Genomic DNA, 15,293 nt, shown 5'->3' on the forward strand with positions numbered 1-15,293 from the left:
ATATTTCATAACAGTTTCTTAAAAAATGAAACGGCATTGTATTTGACATCTCGCTATAAGGCCACTAAATTTGTAAAAAATAACAGGTTACGCGTTATCTTAAATAAGTATTTACATTAAAATCAATCTATAAACAACAATTATGGCATTTACATTACCGGCACTACCATATGCGCACGACGCATTGGAGCCACATATTGACACTTTAACCATGCAGATACATCATGGAAAACATCACCAGGCTTATGTTGATAATTTGAACAAGGCGCTTGCTGGAACACCCAATGAAGGCAAGACGTTGGAAGAAATTGTAGCTGTTGCAGGAACCATCAGCGCCCCCGTTCGTAACAACGGTGGCGGTCACTGGAACCACAGTTTTTTTTGGGAAACTATGGCTCCTAACGCAGGCGGCACGCCGACCGGCGCATTGGCGGATGCGATTACCGCGGCCTTCGGATCTTTCGATGCATTTAAAGAAAAATTTGCAGCAGCAGGTGTTGGCCGTTTTGGAAGTGGCTGGGCATGGCTGATTGTTAAAGATGGCAAGCTTGAAATTTCTTCAACACCCAACCAGGATAACCCGTTGATGGATGTTGCCGAGGTAAAAGGTAAACCTGTTTTGGGAGTAGACGTTTGGGAACATGCTTATTATTTAAAGTACCAGAACAAGCGCCCTGATTATTTAGCCGCATTTTGGAATGTTATCAACTGGAAAAAAGTGGCTGAGCGTTTTGAGGCTGCTTCAAAGTAATACAGGATAATTTTTTTATAGCTGCAGTAGAAATACTGCAGCTTTTTTTTTGCGGGCATCTTAACCTGCAAGGCGAAGAAATTTCTACATAATACGGCACCAGAGATAATAATACAGCTTGTATCTTACTGGCAACATTGTTGATATAGTTATCAGGTAACTATATTGTTTCATTCTTAATTTTATTATTATGCCATTTATAACATCCAATCAAAACAATGCCGAACCTGTAAATATTTATTATGAAGATTGCGGAAAAGGTAAGCCTGCGGTTTTCATTCATGGCTGGCCTTTGAACGGCGCTATGTGGGAGTACCAGGTAACACAACTGACGCAGCAAGGTATACGTTGTATAACTTACGACCGGCGTGGTTTTGGTAAATCGGACTGGCCTTATGATGGCTATGACTATAACACAATGGCCGGAGATTTAAAAGCTTTATTAGATGAGCTGAACCTGGAAGATGTGACCCTTGTTGGATTTTCGATGGGTGGCGGTGAAATTGCAAAATATTTCTCTTTATACGGAGGCGCCCGTGTTACGAAGGTGATGTTGGTGAGTGCGGTGGTGCCTTACATGTTGCACACTTCAGACAACCCGGAAGGTGTTCCGCAGGAGCAATTTGATACAATGGCCAATGGAATAAAACAGGACCGGCCAGCCTTTATGGAAAGTTTCGGTAAAGATTTTTTCGGCGTTTCGTTGCTAAATCACCCGGTTAGCGATGCTTTTCTAGCCAATAATTTAACACAGGTGATGAAGTCTTCGCCAATAGCAACACTGCAATGTGCGCATTCATTTTCCTCAACCGACTTCCGGCAGGACGTAACAAAAATAAACGTGCCGACATTGATTATTCATGGAGACAGTGATAAAACAGTTCCGATAAAAGCTACAGGTGAAGAAAGTGCAAAATTAATTCCAAATGCAACGTTTATAGTTTATGAGGGTGAGCCACACGGTTTATGGTATACGGCTAAAGAAAGGCTGAATGAGGATCTGCGTGATTTCATTTTAATTTCTGCCGACCAGGCAGGTAGCAAATTCAGGGAAAGAGAAATTGTAAGAGAAAATAGCGAACCTTATCACGCATTTTAAAATAGCATAATGAAGCAGGGAAAATGCTTGACGCCATTTTACAGAATCATTTGTGGTTTTGTAAGATGGCTTTTTTATGGCACCGGGTCATGTCCATGTCCACCCCAGGGATTGCAACGCACAACCCTTTTTGCAGTTAACCAAAAACCTTTGAGTGGGCCATATTTTTTAAAAGCTTCTATTCCATATTGAGAACAGGTAGGCGTAAAACGGCAGCGGCTGGGCAACCAGGGAGATATGATTAACTGATATAACCTTATCATCCATATAAAAGGGGCGCTAATTATTTGCTGTACTGTCTTCATGCACCATTTTTTGAAGCCTGCTTAAAACGGTTTTTATTTTTTCTGTAATCAGTGAGTATTCCGGTATTTCCTTGCCGACGTACATCAAAAAAATAACCAGTTGTTTGTCACTTTGTTCAACTTGCAGCTGAAGATTATTTTTTTGTAACCTGTACGCTTCTTTCATCAACCGCCGGATGCGGTTACGATGGACCGCTTTTTTAAAATGTTTGGAACTTACCGTAAATCCAGCCTGTAAACTGGTGGCTGTTTTTTCCCGGTGCTGCCAAACAATCCTTATTGGAAAAACAGAAAAAAATTTTCCTTCTTTAAATAATTGATCAATTATTTTACGGCTCTTAAGCCGCTCCTGTTTGCCGAGCGTATATCGTATTGTAGATTGCAATTATAACAAAAATAAAAAAAGCCTTCCAAAAGGAAAGCTTATATTTTGATGCTTGGTATCCCCTTTCAGGAACTGGAGCGGTTTATTTTTTTCCGAAACGTTCGTCAGAAACGGTCAGTTTTGCACGACCTTTTTTGCGGCGGCTTGCCAATACCTTGCGGCCATTGGCAGTTTGCATGCGCTGACGAAATCCATGAACATGTTTTCTTCTGCGTACATGTGGTTGGTATGTTCTTTTTTTACCTGGCATTGTATTAAGTTTTTTCCTTTACAAAATTAGTTACAAAAACACTTTTTAATCTACATTCATCAGGGCACCATCCCTGCTGCTTGTGAAAGGACGGCGAAGGTAAGGTAAAATTGTGATTTGAGTAGCGTGATTTCTATTTTTTTTATACTTAAAGCACCAAATGTTCAGACTGGATGGGGTTTCCATAAAAAATGGTCGCCTTCTGGTTAAAATCGTTGGCTGAATCTGTTGTAAAGAAAACTGAATTGCCCTGCTTATTGCATTTGCTTTCAATTTCGGGATGGCGATTCAAATAATCCACCAGGCTCTTGGCAACAATATCGCCCTGTGATATAATTGAAATAGCCGGGGGCAGGTAAGCCCGTATTTTATCAATCAACAATGGATAATGCGTACATGCCAACAACACGGTATCAATTTCATTCGACTGATCGAGCAACTGATCCAGGTATTTTTTTATAAAGTAATCAGCCCCCGGAGAATTGTATTCATTGTTCTCCACCAGCGGCACCCACATGGGGCAGGCTTGCTGAAATACCTGGACAGAGGGAAAGAATTTTTCGATCTCAATCGGGTAGGATAGAGATTGAACTGTTCCCGCTGTTCCCAATACGCCTACTTTATTAGTATTTGTATAATGGCCAATTATTTCTGAAGTAGGGCGTATAACACCCAATACTCTCCTAGAAGGATCAATCAACGGCAGGTTAAGCTGCTGTATGCTGCGCAAAGCCTTGGCTGACGCAGTATTACAAGCCAATATCACCAGTGGACATCCCTGTTTAAAAAACCACTCAACACATTGCAACGTATATTGGTAAATGGTTTCAAAACTTCTTGAACCGTAGGGAGCTCTTGCATTATCGCCGAGATAAACATAATCATACCCGGGAAGTTGAGTTTTTATTTCCCTTAAAACAGTTAATCCTCCGTAGCCGCTGTCGAATACTCCAATTGGTCCTTTTACCATATACCAAAAATACAAAAGCCATCCCGTTTGCAGGATGGCTTTTGTATAATTTATAATTTAAATTAAGGCTTTGGCTTTGCTGCCGGTGCTTTTGGCGCTTCCTTATCCTTAATGTTTAATTTCTTCTTTACCAGTGGCAAAATATCATCTCCCGGAGGTCCAACAATTACTGCATTTTGGTCTAACACGTACGTATAAGCATTTTCTTTACCAACAACTTTAATCGTTTCCAAAGCTTTATTACGTATTGGCATCAATAACTCCTGTTGCTTTTCCTGTAATTTCTGCTGGGTTGCTTGCTGAAAGCCCTGTAATTTCTGGTACAATTCAATCAGGGCAGATCTTCTTAGCTCTTTAGTAGCAGAAGATAATTTGGCAGAATCCCTTACAAAAGCACTGTCTTTTTCCTGTAACTCTGAATTTAAATCAGTGTATTGCTGTTGCAATGCTGTCTGGTAATCCTGTAACTGGGTAGTAGCTGTGGCTGCTTCCGGCATTGCACCGATTAATTCTTCGGTATTGATGTAGCCGATTTTTTGTGAAAAAGCCGTATTGGTCAATCCTAAAATTGAGACAACTAATACAACTACTGCGAATAATTTTTTCATCGTTGGTTTAAATGTTTAATTGTTTTGTTTATAGTTTATTTTTTGTGGTTTTTGGCTGCATGCCAGTATTTGATTGTGATTTATTTAACACCCAGCAACTTCAATACATCGTCGCTTTTGTCAAGTTTTGGGTCGGCAAATATAACGGTAATTCCTTCACTTTTGTCTAAAATAAAATCATAAGATTTCTCCACAGCCAATTTCTGGATGGCTACATAAACCCTGTCCTGTATGGGTTTTATCAATTCCTGTCGTTTTTTAAACAAGTCGCCCTCAAAACCAAAGCGCTTTTTTTGCAGGTCCCTTACTTCCTTTTCCCTGTTAAATAATTCATCTTCTCTTTTCTTTTTTAAATCGTCACTCAACATAACCTGCTCAGCGTCATAATCCTTATACATCTTATCCAGGTCGGCCTGTTTTTTTTCAATTTCCTGCTGCCACTGGGCGCTAAACTGGTCTAACTTGGTCTGGGATTCCTTGTAATCAGGCATTTTTTCCAGTATGTATTTTGAATCAATTACTGCATATCGTTGTGCCAGGGCAACAAAAGAAAACAACAGTAAGGCACTTACAAGCGTTAATATTTTTTTCATCTTCAGACTTTTTATACAAATTAAGGGATAAAATTTAAGCTGTTAATAATTATTCAGGCTCCTGGCCCAGCATAAAGGTGAATTTGAATGCGTTTTTAACCGGTTGCCCAGCCTGTATCCTGTCTATACCAAGACCATAATCAAATCCCAACAAGCCAAACATAGGCAGAAAGAAACGCATACCCACACCAACAGAACGGCGTAACTTAAACGGATTATAATCTTTAAAATCATACCATCCATTGGCAGCTTCAAAAAAAGCAAGACCATAAATTGTACTGCTTGGATTAGTACTGAAGGGGTATCTTAATTCAACCGTATATTTATTAAAAATAGTAAAGAACTCAGAGGGCGTTACGTTATCAGGATTCACTTTCGGGTCAGAAGAATTATACACCGGGTATCCCCTGTGGGCAATGATATCATATCCCAATATGGCAAAGTTGTTACTTAAACCTGCATCTCCCAATTGAAAACGTTCAAATGGCGAAATCTGGAGTTTGGAATTATAGCGGCCTATAAAACCATATTTGGCGGAAGCCTTCAATATAAACTGTTTGTTTTTATCTGCACCACGCGCTATACCCAGTGGTACATAATAATCGCCGTTAAAGCGCCATTTATGAAACTCCGGCCATCTGTAAGGATTTTCAGTTTCGTTCACCAGGCCAAGTGCTGAGTAAGGCAATGTAAATTGTCCGCTCACCATAAAGTTCGATCCGCCCGTTGGGAAAATAGGATTGCCCTGTGTGGCACTACGTGCCAGTGCCAGTTTTAAACTGATATTGGTAGAAGTACCATTGCTAATTCCTTTAAAGATGTTAGCATAATTTTTCAGTTTGTATTGCTGCACATTTAAAGAGGTAACAAAAGAAAAATAATCATCCGGCCATTTTAATTGCTTACCTAATGATACACCCGCACCAATTGTTTTCAGGTATGAGCTGTCACCGCAACTGTTACAATATTGTCCATATGCGTTGTATGCGTTGGCATATTTCGTATTGTACAGGCTCACAGAAAAGGAATTTCTTTTTTTACCTCCGAGCCATGGTTCTGTAAACGAAAGGTTATACGACCTGTATGCACGTCCATTGGACTGCACCCTCGCACTCAATTTTTGTCCGCTACCCGATGGTAAAGGATCCCATGTTTTTTTATTAAAAATATTGTCGATGGAAAAGTTGTTGAAGGTAATCCCCAATGTACCTGTTAAACCAATACCACCACCAAAGCCGGCAGATAATTCCAACTGATCATTCGATTTTTCTTCCACACCCCAGTTGATATCCACTGTTCCATTGTCAGAATTGGGAACGATATTAGGAGTGATTTTTTCAGGGTTAAAAAAGCCTAACTGACCTAATTCCCGTTGTGTACGGATAATATCCTGACGGCTGAATTTTTCACCGGGTACTGTTCTTAATTCCCTTCTTACCACATAGTCTTTCGTTTTTTCATTGCCTGAGATTTCTACTTTGCCAATAGTGGCCTGGGGGCCTTCCTGCATACGAATTTCAAAGTTGATGGTATCATTGTAAACAGATGTTTCTATTGGATCAACTTTAAAAAACAGGTAACCATCATCCATGTATAAACTACCTATATCACCACCTTCTGCCGTTAACTGCTTACCTAAGCGTTTATTCAATAATTCAAGGTTATAAATATCTCCTTTACGGATACCCAGCAACAAATTTAAAACTGAATCGGAATATTTTGTATTTCCTCTCCACACCATATCACCGAAATAATACTTATGCCCTTCGTTTACTTTTACATACACATCCAAATTTCCTTCTGCATTGGGCACTTTAGCATCTTCTACAATATTAGCGTCTCTAAAACCCTGGGAATTGTAATAATCAAGCACGTGTTCTTTATCTTCTTCGTACTTAACCGGGTTAAACTTTGCTGAACTGAATAATTTAAAGCGGAACCAGGGATCCAGATAAGATTTTGTTTTGGAAAGGGACAGGTAACCGTAATCTTTGAGGTATTCGCCAAAAGAAATTCTATTGCTGCTGTCGCCAAAAGGGCTGGTACTTTTAGGTGGATACAAAGTAAATCTTGTCATCTCATGTGTACCCTTCATCTGCTTTTTTAATTTCAGGTCGCCGATATTATCGTTACCTGAAAAGTCAATTGAATTTACTTTGACCTTGTTGCCCTTGTCAATATTAAATTCTAAAATAACCGCATTTACCGAGGAAGGAGACTTCTCTTCCTTAACAACAGTTTTTACATTGCGATATCCTTTATCTGCAAAAAATTTCTGGATGGCATCCATAGCACTCATCTTCATATTATCGGTTACCACCCTGTCTTTTACCAATCCGCTCTTGGTGGCCAAATCATCTTTTTCCCCCTTCTTAATCCCATTGAATTTGAAATCAGCCAAACGGGGTCTTTCAGTAATTGCTATTTCTACATAGAGGTCTTTACCTTCCAGCCTGGTGAAATAAATAGCAACATCAGCTATCAGATTTTGTTTCCATAATTTGGTAATGGCTTTACTAAAAATATCTGTGCCTGGAAGCTGCACTTTATCACCCACTGCAAGACCAGAGATAGAAATAATAAGATTGCCATCAAAGCCTTTATTTCCCGTTACTGTAATTCCAGCGATCGTATATGGTTTGGGGGTTTTAGCATTTAAGATTTCCAGCAATTCGGGATTTGCAGAAACCGGGTGCGAAGTATCAGGAACTACCTGGGCAACTGCTGCATTGCCAATAAAAGCGATAAAAACTATCAATAAAAAGTTCTGGTAAATCCTGTGCATTAATTGGTTTTTTTACTATCCGGCAAATTACTTGCTATAATGAAAACTATTTGTTAAACAATCACCCTGTTTTTAACAGTGCTTTTAAATAAAAATTACAATCTTCTTACCCTTTTTAATGTGCAATATGATATATTGCTGCAGGGTTGCTTACATACCTGTTCATCCTGCAGATTTGTGGCTTCAAAATATTAAGCACTGCAGAATAAAGCATACAATTATGAAATGGGTATTTCTTCCTTGATCTGATCACCGGTTTTACCAAATCTTCTTTCCCTGTTTTGAAAATCTATAATGGCTTCATAGAGGTTGTCTTTTCTAAAATCCGGCCAACGGGTATTTGTAAAATACAATTCAGCGTAGGCAAGCTGGTATAATAAAAAATTGCTGATACGGTATTCCCCACTTGTACGAATCATTAATTCAGGATCAGGAAAACTACTGGTTGATAAGTATTGTTGTATGGTATCTTGTGTAATTTGTTCAGGCTGAAGCTTTCCTTCTTTTACGTCCGTTGCAATTTGCTTTACAGCAGCCATTAGTTCCCAGCGGCTGCTGTAACTAAGTGCCATAATGAGGTTAAGACCGGTGTTCGCACTTGTTTCTTCAAACGCTTCGTTCAATTCCTTCCTCGCATTTTCGGGTAGCATACTCATATCGCCGATAGCATGCATCTTAATATTATTCTTATTTAATGTTGGGACTTCCTTTCGGATAGTATCTACCAGTAATTCCATCAAACCGGTTACTTCGTATGCAGGTCTGTCCCAGTTTTCGGTACTGAATGCGTATAAGGTAAGGTACTCAATGCCTAATTCGGCACAGCCTTCCACGATATTCCGAACACTTTCCACCCCGTGCATATGGCCAAAAAGGCGGTCTTCGCCTTTTTCTTTTGCCCATCTTCCATTGCCGTCCATGATGATGGCGATGTGACGGGGCAATTTTTGCATGTTGATTGTATCCTTCAAACTCATATAAAATAGCATCAGCGCCAGTGACTGACTTTGGGCTGCAAAAGTAATAAAATTTAGTTGCAATAAGCGTTTTAACCGAATCTTAACGGTTAATGCTTCAGCCAAAAAAAACGCCGGAATTATCCGGCGGCAATTTTTATATTTTTTTTGGAAAACACTAATCAGGGTTTTGGACACACATAACTGCTGATGTTAAACGACAGGCCAACTTCAAAAATAATATATTGATCTTTTTGTTTGCTCCAGCCACGCTGTACGCCTTCGTTTCCGATAGGCACAGGCACTTTTTCGTAACTTCTGTCCTGCAAAAGACCGGCTGTAGACGGCTGTCCGTTTAAAGGCGGAAATTTATCCGCTCCAACATAAGTAGTACTTACATCATCCAGGTAATCGGTGGTAGTAAGGCGTTCGGCAATTTGGAAAGAGAGGTTCATGCTGCTGTTGATACTGTATTTAATACCCATACCAATTGGAATACACATAGCCGTACTTCCGTAGGGTTTTCTTACTTTACCGTCTGCACCAACATATTTTATATTCTGTCCTTCTGTGCCAAGCGGGCGTAGAAATATTTTTTTGTTGTTTAAGTATGCATAAGGATTGTAGCTAAAAATCCCCAATCCGAGTGTTACATAGGGAGTGAAGGAAAAGTCGGGGTCCCCGGGGATATATTTTAAAAAGTTAAAATCTCCGTGAACGGCAAATTCCAGAATATCAGAGTTAAAGCTTAGATTTCTGGTATTTTGAAAACTATTTTTACTGTAAATATCGCTGTAGCCAAGCTGAGCATAGTGTGCACTCACCCGCAGGCCCAGGTAATTATTGAACTGTTTTCTGTAAAAAATACCCACGGCCGGTTTCAGCCTGTTAAGTTTTGCCCTTGTGTTTAAATCGCCAAAATAATGCGCCACACCGGCTGTGAAGCCAAACTCGCCCTGCTGAACAGTACCATATTCTTTTTGAGCCATCACCCCGGATACCAGGGAAAAAAGCAACGATACAGAAAGGATGGTTTTTTTCATAATTACAAAGTAAATAATTGTTTTAAAATAAGTCAGCCTATTCCCCTGCCAGATGAAAGAAGTTTATGCAACAGCAGTTAACGACAGGAACCAAAATTAATTGCGCTTATCGAGCCCCCAGGAAAGTTTATTTCGCAGCGTTTGTAAAAAATTATTTTCATTTAACCTCACCAGGTTTATTGAGAACTCTTCTTTTTTAACAGCGAGTTGCACTTCCTTTGGCACCAATTCTCTCCTGCTATCCAGGCTGCATAAAAACCCGTCGCTTCTGCTTTCCACTTCAAACGAAATTATATTATCATCAGACACCACAATGGGCCGTATGTTTAAATTGTGTGGCGCTACCGGTGTAATTACAAAGTTGCCGCTTTCAGGAAACACTACTGGCCCGTTACAGCTTAGTGAATAACCGGTTGACCCGGTAGGCGTAGCAACAATTAAGCCATCCGCCCAGTAAGTATTTAAAAATTCTCCATTTAAGTAAGTATGAATTTTTATCATTGATGACGTATCTTTCTTATGGATAACAAACTCGTTTAAACAAAATGGCGCATTGCCAAACAAGGGAAGATCGGCATCCAGGTGAATGAGGGTTCTCTCATCAAGCACATAAGTTCTGTCCACTAATGCCTTAATGGCCGAACCTAAATCTTCTTTGCCTATTGTGGCAAGAAATCCCAGCCTGCCGTAATTAATTCCTAATACCGGTATTCCTTTATCCTGTATCAGGGTAACCGTATCCAGCAATGTGCCGTCTCCACCGAGGCTAATCATGAAATCATAACTGTCGTCCAGATCTTCCGCAGCATTGAAAGTGCCGTATTTGCCCCGCATATTTACGGCAGAATAAAACTGGTTAAAAAAATCCTGGAAAAAAACAGGCTCAACATTGTAGGTCTTCAGTTCCTCCATAAAAGTTTCAATATCCTTATGCTGGTCGTTTTCTATACCCCGGCTATATATTGCAATTTTCATTTTTTTATTTTTATCATTACCTTATGCAAACACCTGCATTGCCATACAATTAGTGACGTTGTATTTATAAAACATTGATTAGTTAGTGGTAAAATATTAGTCTGCTAATTTAATCGAAAATTATTTACTAATTTTTTAAATACGCCTCTTTGAAAACAGAAGGGGCTAATTACTACAAAAGGAAGGGGCAAAAAATCTATCTAAGATCAGCCTGTAAAAAAGGAAACCAATAGGAGGAATGGAAAGACGATACTTAAATATCCAGGTAGTTCATCAAGTGGCGATAGTTGGTATCAATATTATCTTCAAATTTTTCGTCGCCGAAAGAATAGAGCACATTATACTCATACCGCTCAAATGCAGTAACGATAGCAGAAACTTCCTGTTTGTTCAGATGGAGCGTCACAGTCAACATTCCAGAATCCGCATGCCTTGTAGTGTTGAGATTCAAAATAACGGCATCGTTGCTTTCTACAATTCTGCTTATTTGCGAAACGGAAAACTGCTGCCTTTCCATTTCCAGTACGATTATGCCACCAAATTCGCTTGATCCTGAAAAGGCGGCCATCGCCTTTAATAAATCAGGCGCAGTTATAACACCGGTTAATGCATTGGTTTTACTTATAACTGGTACAATGGAAGTTTCGTGTAGGCTGGTATAATTTACCGCATTTAAAAAGTGGACATCATCTTTTACAGAATCGTGTACAAAATGTTCCTGTAGTATTTCAATACCCGATTTTTCATCATAAGCATCCAGCAAATCGTCCTCACTGATCATCCCCAAATAAATTTCCTCATTTACCACAGGAAGGTGCGTAACTCTGTAATCATTGATAAGACGAATGGCTTTACCAACAGAATCCTGCAACTGCAGTCTAGGAATATTATTATTAATCAGTTCTGCTGTAAGCATAAAAGAGCAATTGTAGCAATACTATAACGGTAAAAAAGTTATTTTAAGTATAGGACAATTAAATTTGTTTAACTGTTGCAGCAGGCGCCTTTTGTTTTGCCAAAAAATCATCTAACACCCTGTTAAATTCTTCCGGAACTTCCATCATAGGGGCGTGCCCGCATTTGTCGATAATATGCAATTCGCTGTTTGGAATCAGGTTATTAAATTCTTTGCCTACAAAAGGGGGAGTGATACTATCGTTATTACCCCATATAAGGCAAGTGGGTTGTTTAATATCCTTTAATTCTTCGCCCAGGTTATTACGAATTGCGCTTTTCGCCAGCGCAATTATTTTTATTACCTTAATACGGTTGTTGGTTATTTCAAATACTTCGTTCACCAACTCTTCCGTTGCCATGGCAGGATCATAAAAAGTAAGCTCAGTCTTCTTTCGGATATACTCTTTGTCGCCACGCTTTGGGTAAGTATCTCCCATGCCATTTTCGAATAAACCAGAACTGCCGGTTAATATCAATGATTTTATTCTTTCCGGATGTTTTAAAATATGTACCAATGCAACGTGACCACCCAGCGAATTTCCTAATAAATGAATATTATTATAATTGCGGTGCTCTATAAACCGGAAAACAAATTTTTCCAATCCTCCTACAGAGGTGTGAAGCAAATCAAGATCCAATAATGGAAGAATAGGCACAATTACTTTGTGCGTTAAGCGAAAATGTTCAATCAGGTCTTTAAAATTACTTAATGCGCCAAATAATCCGTGCAGCAACAATAATGGTTCCCCCTCTCCAACTTCTATGTACTTAAATTTTCCGTCTTGTTTAAATTCGTAACTCATTGTTGGAACTGATAAATGCAGGTGATATAACTAACCGCTAAAATAGTGATTCGGGTTAAAATTACAGTAAATAAAATAATGCCTCAAATTAATGAGCCACTTTGGAAGACAAGCTTTCAAAATATCCCTCCAGTTGTGTAAACATATCTTTAAACACCGGGACGATTTTTCCAAAACCATCTATTACAAATGGCGCCCAGGGCTTAACGAAGGGAAATACTTTGGATGATTCCATTGCAGTTTCACTGAACAGGTGTATTTTATCTGCATAAAATAAAAACACGCTGAAAATGATGATGTATAAAACAATATATAATAGTATGCCACCAATTCTGTTAAGCCATCCCAGCATGGCCATTTCAAAAGTTTTTTCTATCAGCTTGCCGCCCATGTTTACCAATACGGCCACCACAACAAATACGATGGCAAAAGAAATAAAAGGTAGCCAGGATGCTGATATGGTTGCATTGTTTTGCAGGTAAACTGCTACAACTGATGATAATTTTAGTGCGGCAGCCAGGCCCAGTATAAATGCCACGATAGAAAAAACTGCCACAATAAAGCCCTTCTGATATCCCTTAATAACGGCTATTACAATCAATATGGCAAAAATAATGTCTATCAAAAATGTTATATTATTTGCTCAATAAATCTTTTACAATGGCGCTGATTACTTTTCCATCAGCAAGGCCTGCCAGTTGTTTACTGGCCACACCCATTACTTTGCCCATATCCGCTGGCGAACTTGCCCCGGTTTGAGCAATAATTGCAGCAACAGCTTCCTTAATTTCACTTTCAGTCATTTGCTTTGGAAGAAATTTTTCTATAACAGCAATCTCTTCCCGCTCTTTTACCGCCAGGTCTTCCCGCCCCTGTTTTTCAAAAATTTCCAGTGAATCCCGGCGCTGCTTCATCATTTTTTGTAAAAATTTCTGTTCGGTTGCAGCATCAATCTCACCGCCGGCTCCCGGGTCTGTCTTCGCCTTTATGATTTCTGCTTTAATAGCACGCAGGCCTCTTAAAACGCCTTCGTTCTTTGCTTTCATTGCATCTTTCATTTCACTCATTATCTGCTGTTCAAGATTCATATGTTTAATTGCCGGGCATCTATAAGCCGGACTTTTTTATATCGTTAACAATGATTTTATTTGATACAACCACAAACAGGTGGCGTTATTTTTTATTGCTGCTCTTTCAACTGTATTGCCCTGAATTTGTCAAAAAACTCTTTGGCAAATTTTTTCATATCATCACTCAGTTCATGCTGATGTGTAGCTCTTTTAAAAGTATCGGCCATCGTCATCAGCATCTGGTAATAAAAGTCAGCCATTTCATCCATCATCATATCCTTTGTCCAAAGGTCAATTCTTAAGGCTGTTTTATCCGCCCCATCCCAAAAAGCAATACACATCGCTTTGGCTTGCTGGGCCATATCGGCTGTACTGTCGCTGGCCGTCCAGCTTATTTGTTGTGGAATTTTATCCGGATCCAATAGTACATCAATTTTTATAGTAGACTGGTTCATACAATTTTAATCTTACCTGTTTTCCAGATTGCTTTATTTAAATGATAAATTTACGGATGCAAAGATAAAGCCTTTGTGTTTAATCATTTAGGATAGCGCATTTTTCAAAACATTGCCAAAGTAATTGACTAGCCCTGACAGCATCAAAATTTGCCGCATTTAATTTGCATTTTTCAACCAATACATTTCGGAGGGTTTCATCTTTAAAAATCAGCATCATTTTATCTGCCATATTTTCAAAAACGGCAGGTTCCGTAAATAATGCCGCGTCATCACAAATTTCATTCATCAGCAGCGAGTTACTTACAATCACTGGTACTCCGCACTGCATCGCATTAAGTACCGGAATATAGGAAGTATTTTGCCGTGTCGCATAAACAAATGAATAGGCTGCAGCAGTTAATATTCCAAGGTCTGGGCAGGTAAGGTTAGGCAGTACTTTTACCTCGTTTCTGTATTTGTATGTCTGCAAGCTTTTTTCAAACACATTATCGGGACTGTAATTAGTAGCGGCAATCAGCAGCAGCATATTGCTTTGTTGTCTCTTTTTAAAAAATGAAAATGCCTTTAATAAATTCGTGAGGTTATTGTCGCCCGTTAATTCACCGGTAAATAAAAAATATTCTCTGCCGTCAGTATATTTGTTTTTGCAAATCTCTTTTTCCGACTGGTCAAGCGGTTTAAAGTTGTTATCTCCGTTGTTATAAATCACCCGCACTTTTTCTTCATCAATTTGATATTGAGTGCAAATATTATTTTTAAAACACTGAGCACTGGTAATGATTTGTGCAGCTTTATCAAAATGAACCGTCATTTTTTTCTGTGACCTATATGAATCAGGCACCACTGAAAAATGCGGTAACACCAAACATTGCGGCACAGTGGTTCTGAAAGAACAAACAGCCTCCAGATTTACAAACAGGGAAGCTTTAACTTTTTTTAAGATAACAGGCAACCGGTAGTCATACCACATTGATTGCAGCAAACGATTCCTGTAATCACGCGCATGAATCAGGGAACAGTTTTTTAAAGAAGCCACGGGGTCACTTTTGTCTGCAGCCAGTAAAAAAAAATGGTGTTGAGGCTGATCGTGAATCAATTGATTAAAACGATCCTTTATAAAATTCACTTCATCAAATGCCGCCGCCTTTTTTATCGAATTGATATTTACTACTATGTTCATTACTGCAAAAATAGGCCTGTCAAACTTATCCTGCTAATTGTACAACTGGCTGTCAACTAATCTGCTTAACCGGTCGTTAACTTTTGTTAATAAACGCTTAACCAA

Annotated in this window: 18 protein-coding genes; 2 read left to right on the top strand and 16 right to left on the bottom strand. The window is 39.1% G+C overall.

The window, feature by feature from the left end; translation table 11 throughout:
* The first annotated feature begins 142 nt into the window (after positions 1-142).
* Positions 143-751, top strand: a complete 609-nt coding sequence (locus tag JWR61_RS25845; protein ID WP_301930554.1) for a superoxide dismutase — start codon at positions 143-145, stop codon at positions 749-751.
* A gap of 190 nt (positions 752-941) precedes the next feature.
* Positions 942-1,850: an alpha/beta fold hydrolase gene (locus JWR61_RS25850; protein WP_301930555.1), complete on the top strand. Its 909-nt coding sequence runs from the start codon at positions 942-944 to the stop codon at positions 1,848-1,850.
* Positions 1,851-1,924: 74 nt separating this feature from the next.
* On the opposite strand, the gene yidD is transcribed toward JWR61_RS25850, so the two are convergent.
* The 16 genes from yidD to JWR61_RS25930 form a co-directional block, all read right to left on the bottom strand.
* On the bottom strand, positions 1,925-2,155 hold the full coding sequence (gene yidD, locus JWR61_RS25855; RefSeq protein ID WP_301930556.1) for a membrane protein insertion efficiency factor YidD: 231 nt from the start codon (positions 2,153-2,155) through the stop codon (positions 1,925-1,927).
* A complete protein-coding gene (gene rnpA / locus JWR61_RS25860) occupies positions 2,130-2,540 on the bottom strand; it encodes a ribonuclease P protein component (RefSeq protein ID WP_301930557.1) in 411 nt (136 codons plus the stop codon). The genes yidD and rnpA overlap by 26 nt, the downstream gene beginning before the upstream one ends.
* A gap of 82 nt (positions 2,541-2,622) precedes the next feature.
* Entirely contained in the window at positions 2,623-2,790 is a 168-nt protein-coding gene (gene rpmH, locus JWR61_RS25865) for a 50S ribosomal protein L34 (protein ID WP_290339823.1), read from the bottom strand.
* A 148-nt stretch (positions 2,791-2,938) separates the two neighbouring features.
* Positions 2,939-3,760 carry a glutamate racemase gene (gene murI / locus JWR61_RS25870; protein ID WP_301930558.1) on the bottom strand — a complete coding sequence of 274 codons (822 nt, stop codon included), beginning with the start codon at positions 3,758-3,760 and terminating at the stop codon, positions 2,939-2,941.
* Between the two features lie 62 nt (positions 3,761-3,822).
* Positions 3,823-4,368: an OmpH family outer membrane protein gene (locus tag JWR61_RS25875; protein ID WP_290339821.1), complete on the bottom strand. Its 546-nt coding sequence runs from the start codon at positions 4,366-4,368 to the stop codon at positions 3,823-3,825.
* Between the two features lie 80 nt (positions 4,369-4,448).
* Positions 4,449-4,961: an OmpH family outer membrane protein gene (locus JWR61_RS25880; RefSeq protein ID WP_290339820.1), complete on the bottom strand. Its 513-nt coding sequence runs from the start codon at positions 4,959-4,961 to the stop codon at positions 4,449-4,451.
* A 49-nt stretch (positions 4,962-5,010) separates the two neighbouring features.
* The gene (locus tag JWR61_RS25885) at positions 5,011-7,746 is read right to left on the bottom strand and encodes an outer membrane protein assembly factor (RefSeq protein WP_301930559.1); all 2,736 of its coding nucleotides are present in this window, start codon (positions 7,744-7,746) and stop codon (positions 5,011-5,013) included.
* A 218-nt stretch (positions 7,747-7,964) separates the two neighbouring features.
* A complete protein-coding gene (locus tag JWR61_RS25890; RefSeq protein WP_353960502.1) occupies positions 7,965-8,723 on the bottom strand; it encodes an isoprenyl transferase in 759 nt (252 codons plus the stop codon).
* 161 nt (positions 8,724-8,884) lie between these two features.
* Complete coding sequence (locus JWR61_RS25895; protein ID WP_301930561.1) at positions 8,885-9,745, bottom strand: DUF6089 family protein; 861 nt, start codon at positions 9,743-9,745, stop codon at positions 8,885-8,887.
* A 96-nt stretch (positions 9,746-9,841) separates the two neighbouring features.
* The gene (locus JWR61_RS25900) at positions 9,842-10,720 is read right to left on the bottom strand and encodes an NAD kinase (RefSeq protein WP_290339816.1); all 879 of its coding nucleotides are present in this window, start codon (positions 10,718-10,720) and stop codon (positions 9,842-9,844) included.
* Positions 10,721-10,973: 253 nt separating this feature from the next.
* A complete protein-coding gene (locus JWR61_RS25905) occupies positions 10,974-11,636 on the bottom strand; it encodes a CBS domain-containing protein (protein WP_301930562.1) in 663 nt (220 codons plus the stop codon).
* 58 nt (positions 11,637-11,694) lie between these two features.
* Positions 11,695-12,480 (bottom strand): alpha/beta fold hydrolase, encoded by a 786-nt coding sequence (locus tag JWR61_RS25910; RefSeq protein ID WP_290339814.1) that lies wholly within the window; start codon positions 12,478-12,480, stop codon positions 11,695-11,697.
* A gap of 88 nt (positions 12,481-12,568) precedes the next feature.
* A complete protein-coding gene (locus JWR61_RS25915; RefSeq protein ID WP_290339813.1) occupies positions 12,569-13,105 on the bottom strand; it encodes a CvpA family protein in 537 nt (178 codons plus the stop codon).
* Positions 13,106-13,115: 10 nt separating this feature from the next.
* Complete coding sequence (locus JWR61_RS25920; protein WP_290339812.1) at positions 13,116-13,568, bottom strand: GatB/YqeY domain-containing protein; 453 nt, start codon at positions 13,566-13,568, stop codon at positions 13,116-13,118.
* 92 nt (positions 13,569-13,660) lie between these two features.
* Positions 13,661-14,005, bottom strand: a complete 345-nt coding sequence (gene gldC, locus JWR61_RS25925) for a gliding motility protein GldC (RefSeq protein ID WP_301930563.1) — start codon at positions 14,003-14,005, stop codon at positions 13,661-13,663.
* 79 nt (positions 14,006-14,084) lie between these two features.
* Positions 14,085-15,188 carry a glycosyltransferase gene (locus JWR61_RS25930; protein WP_301930564.1) on the bottom strand — a complete coding sequence of 368 codons (1,104 nt, stop codon included), beginning with the start codon at positions 15,186-15,188 and terminating at the stop codon, positions 14,085-14,087.
* Between the last annotated feature and the right edge of the window lie 105 nt (positions 15,189-15,293).

It is taken from the genome of Ferruginibacter sp. (assembly GCF_028288465.1).
Taxonomy (GTDB): Bacteria; Bacteroidota; Bacteroidia; order Chitinophagales; family Chitinophagaceae; genus Ferruginibacter.

What these genes read in the sequence shown, in the direction of transcription:
- JWR61_RS25845 (WP_301930554.1), top strand. Translation starts at nt 143, where the DNA reads ATGGCATTTACATTACCGGCACTACCATATGCGCACGACGCATTGGAG.
- JWR61_RS25850 (WP_301930555.1), top strand. Translation starts at nt 942, where the DNA reads ATGCCATTTATAACATCCAATCAAAACAATGCCGAACCTGTAAATATT.
- yidD (WP_301930556.1), bottom strand. Translation starts at nt 2,155, where the DNA reads ATGAAGACAGTACAGCAAATAATTAGCGCCCCTTTTATATGGATGATA.
- rpmH (WP_290339823.1), bottom strand. Translation starts at nt 2,790, where the DNA reads ATGCCAGGTAAAAAAAGAACATACCAACCACATGTACGCAGAAGAAAA.
- murI (WP_301930558.1), bottom strand. Translation starts at nt 3,760, where the DNA reads ATGGTAAAAGGACCAATTGGAGTATTCGACAGCGGCTACGGAGGATTA.
- JWR61_RS25875 (WP_290339821.1), bottom strand. Translation starts at nt 4,368, where the DNA reads ATGAAAAAATTATTCGCAGTAGTTGTATTAGTTGTCTCAATTTTAGGA.
- JWR61_RS25880 (WP_290339820.1), bottom strand. Translation starts at nt 4,961, where the DNA reads ATGAAAAAAATATTAACGCTTGTAAGTGCCTTACTGTTGTTTTCTTTT.
- JWR61_RS25885 (WP_301930559.1), bottom strand. Translation starts at nt 7,746, where the DNA reads ATGCACAGGATTTACCAGAACTTTTTATTGATAGTTTTTATCGCTTTT.
- JWR61_RS25890 (WP_353960502.1), bottom strand. Translation starts at nt 8,723, where the DNA reads ATGAGTTTGAAGGATACAATCAACATGCAAAAATTGCCCCGTCACATC.
- JWR61_RS25895 (WP_301930561.1), bottom strand. Translation starts at nt 9,745, where the DNA reads ATGAAAAAAACCATCCTTTCTGTATCGTTGCTTTTTTCCCTGGTATCC.
- JWR61_RS25900 (WP_290339816.1), bottom strand. Translation starts at nt 10,720, where the DNA reads ATGAAAATTGCAATATATAGCCGGGGTATAGAAAACGACCAGCATAAG.
- JWR61_RS25905 (WP_301930562.1), bottom strand. Translation starts at nt 11,636, where the DNA reads ATGCTTACAGCAGAACTGATTAATAATAATATTCCTAGACTGCAGTTG.
- JWR61_RS25910 (WP_290339814.1), bottom strand. Translation starts at nt 12,480, where the DNA reads ATGAGTTACGAATTTAAACAAGACGGAAAATTTAAGTACATAGAAGTT.
- JWR61_RS25920 (WP_290339812.1), bottom strand. Translation starts at nt 13,568, where the DNA reads ATGAATCTTGAACAGCAGATAATGAGTGAAATGAAAGATGCAATGAAA.
- gldC (WP_301930563.1), bottom strand. Translation starts at nt 14,005, where the DNA reads ATGAACCAGTCTACTATAAAAATTGATGTACTATTGGATCCGGATAAA.
- JWR61_RS25930 (WP_301930564.1), bottom strand. Translation starts at nt 15,188, where the DNA reads ATGAACATAGTAGTAAATATCAATTCGATAAAAAAGGCGGCGGCATTT.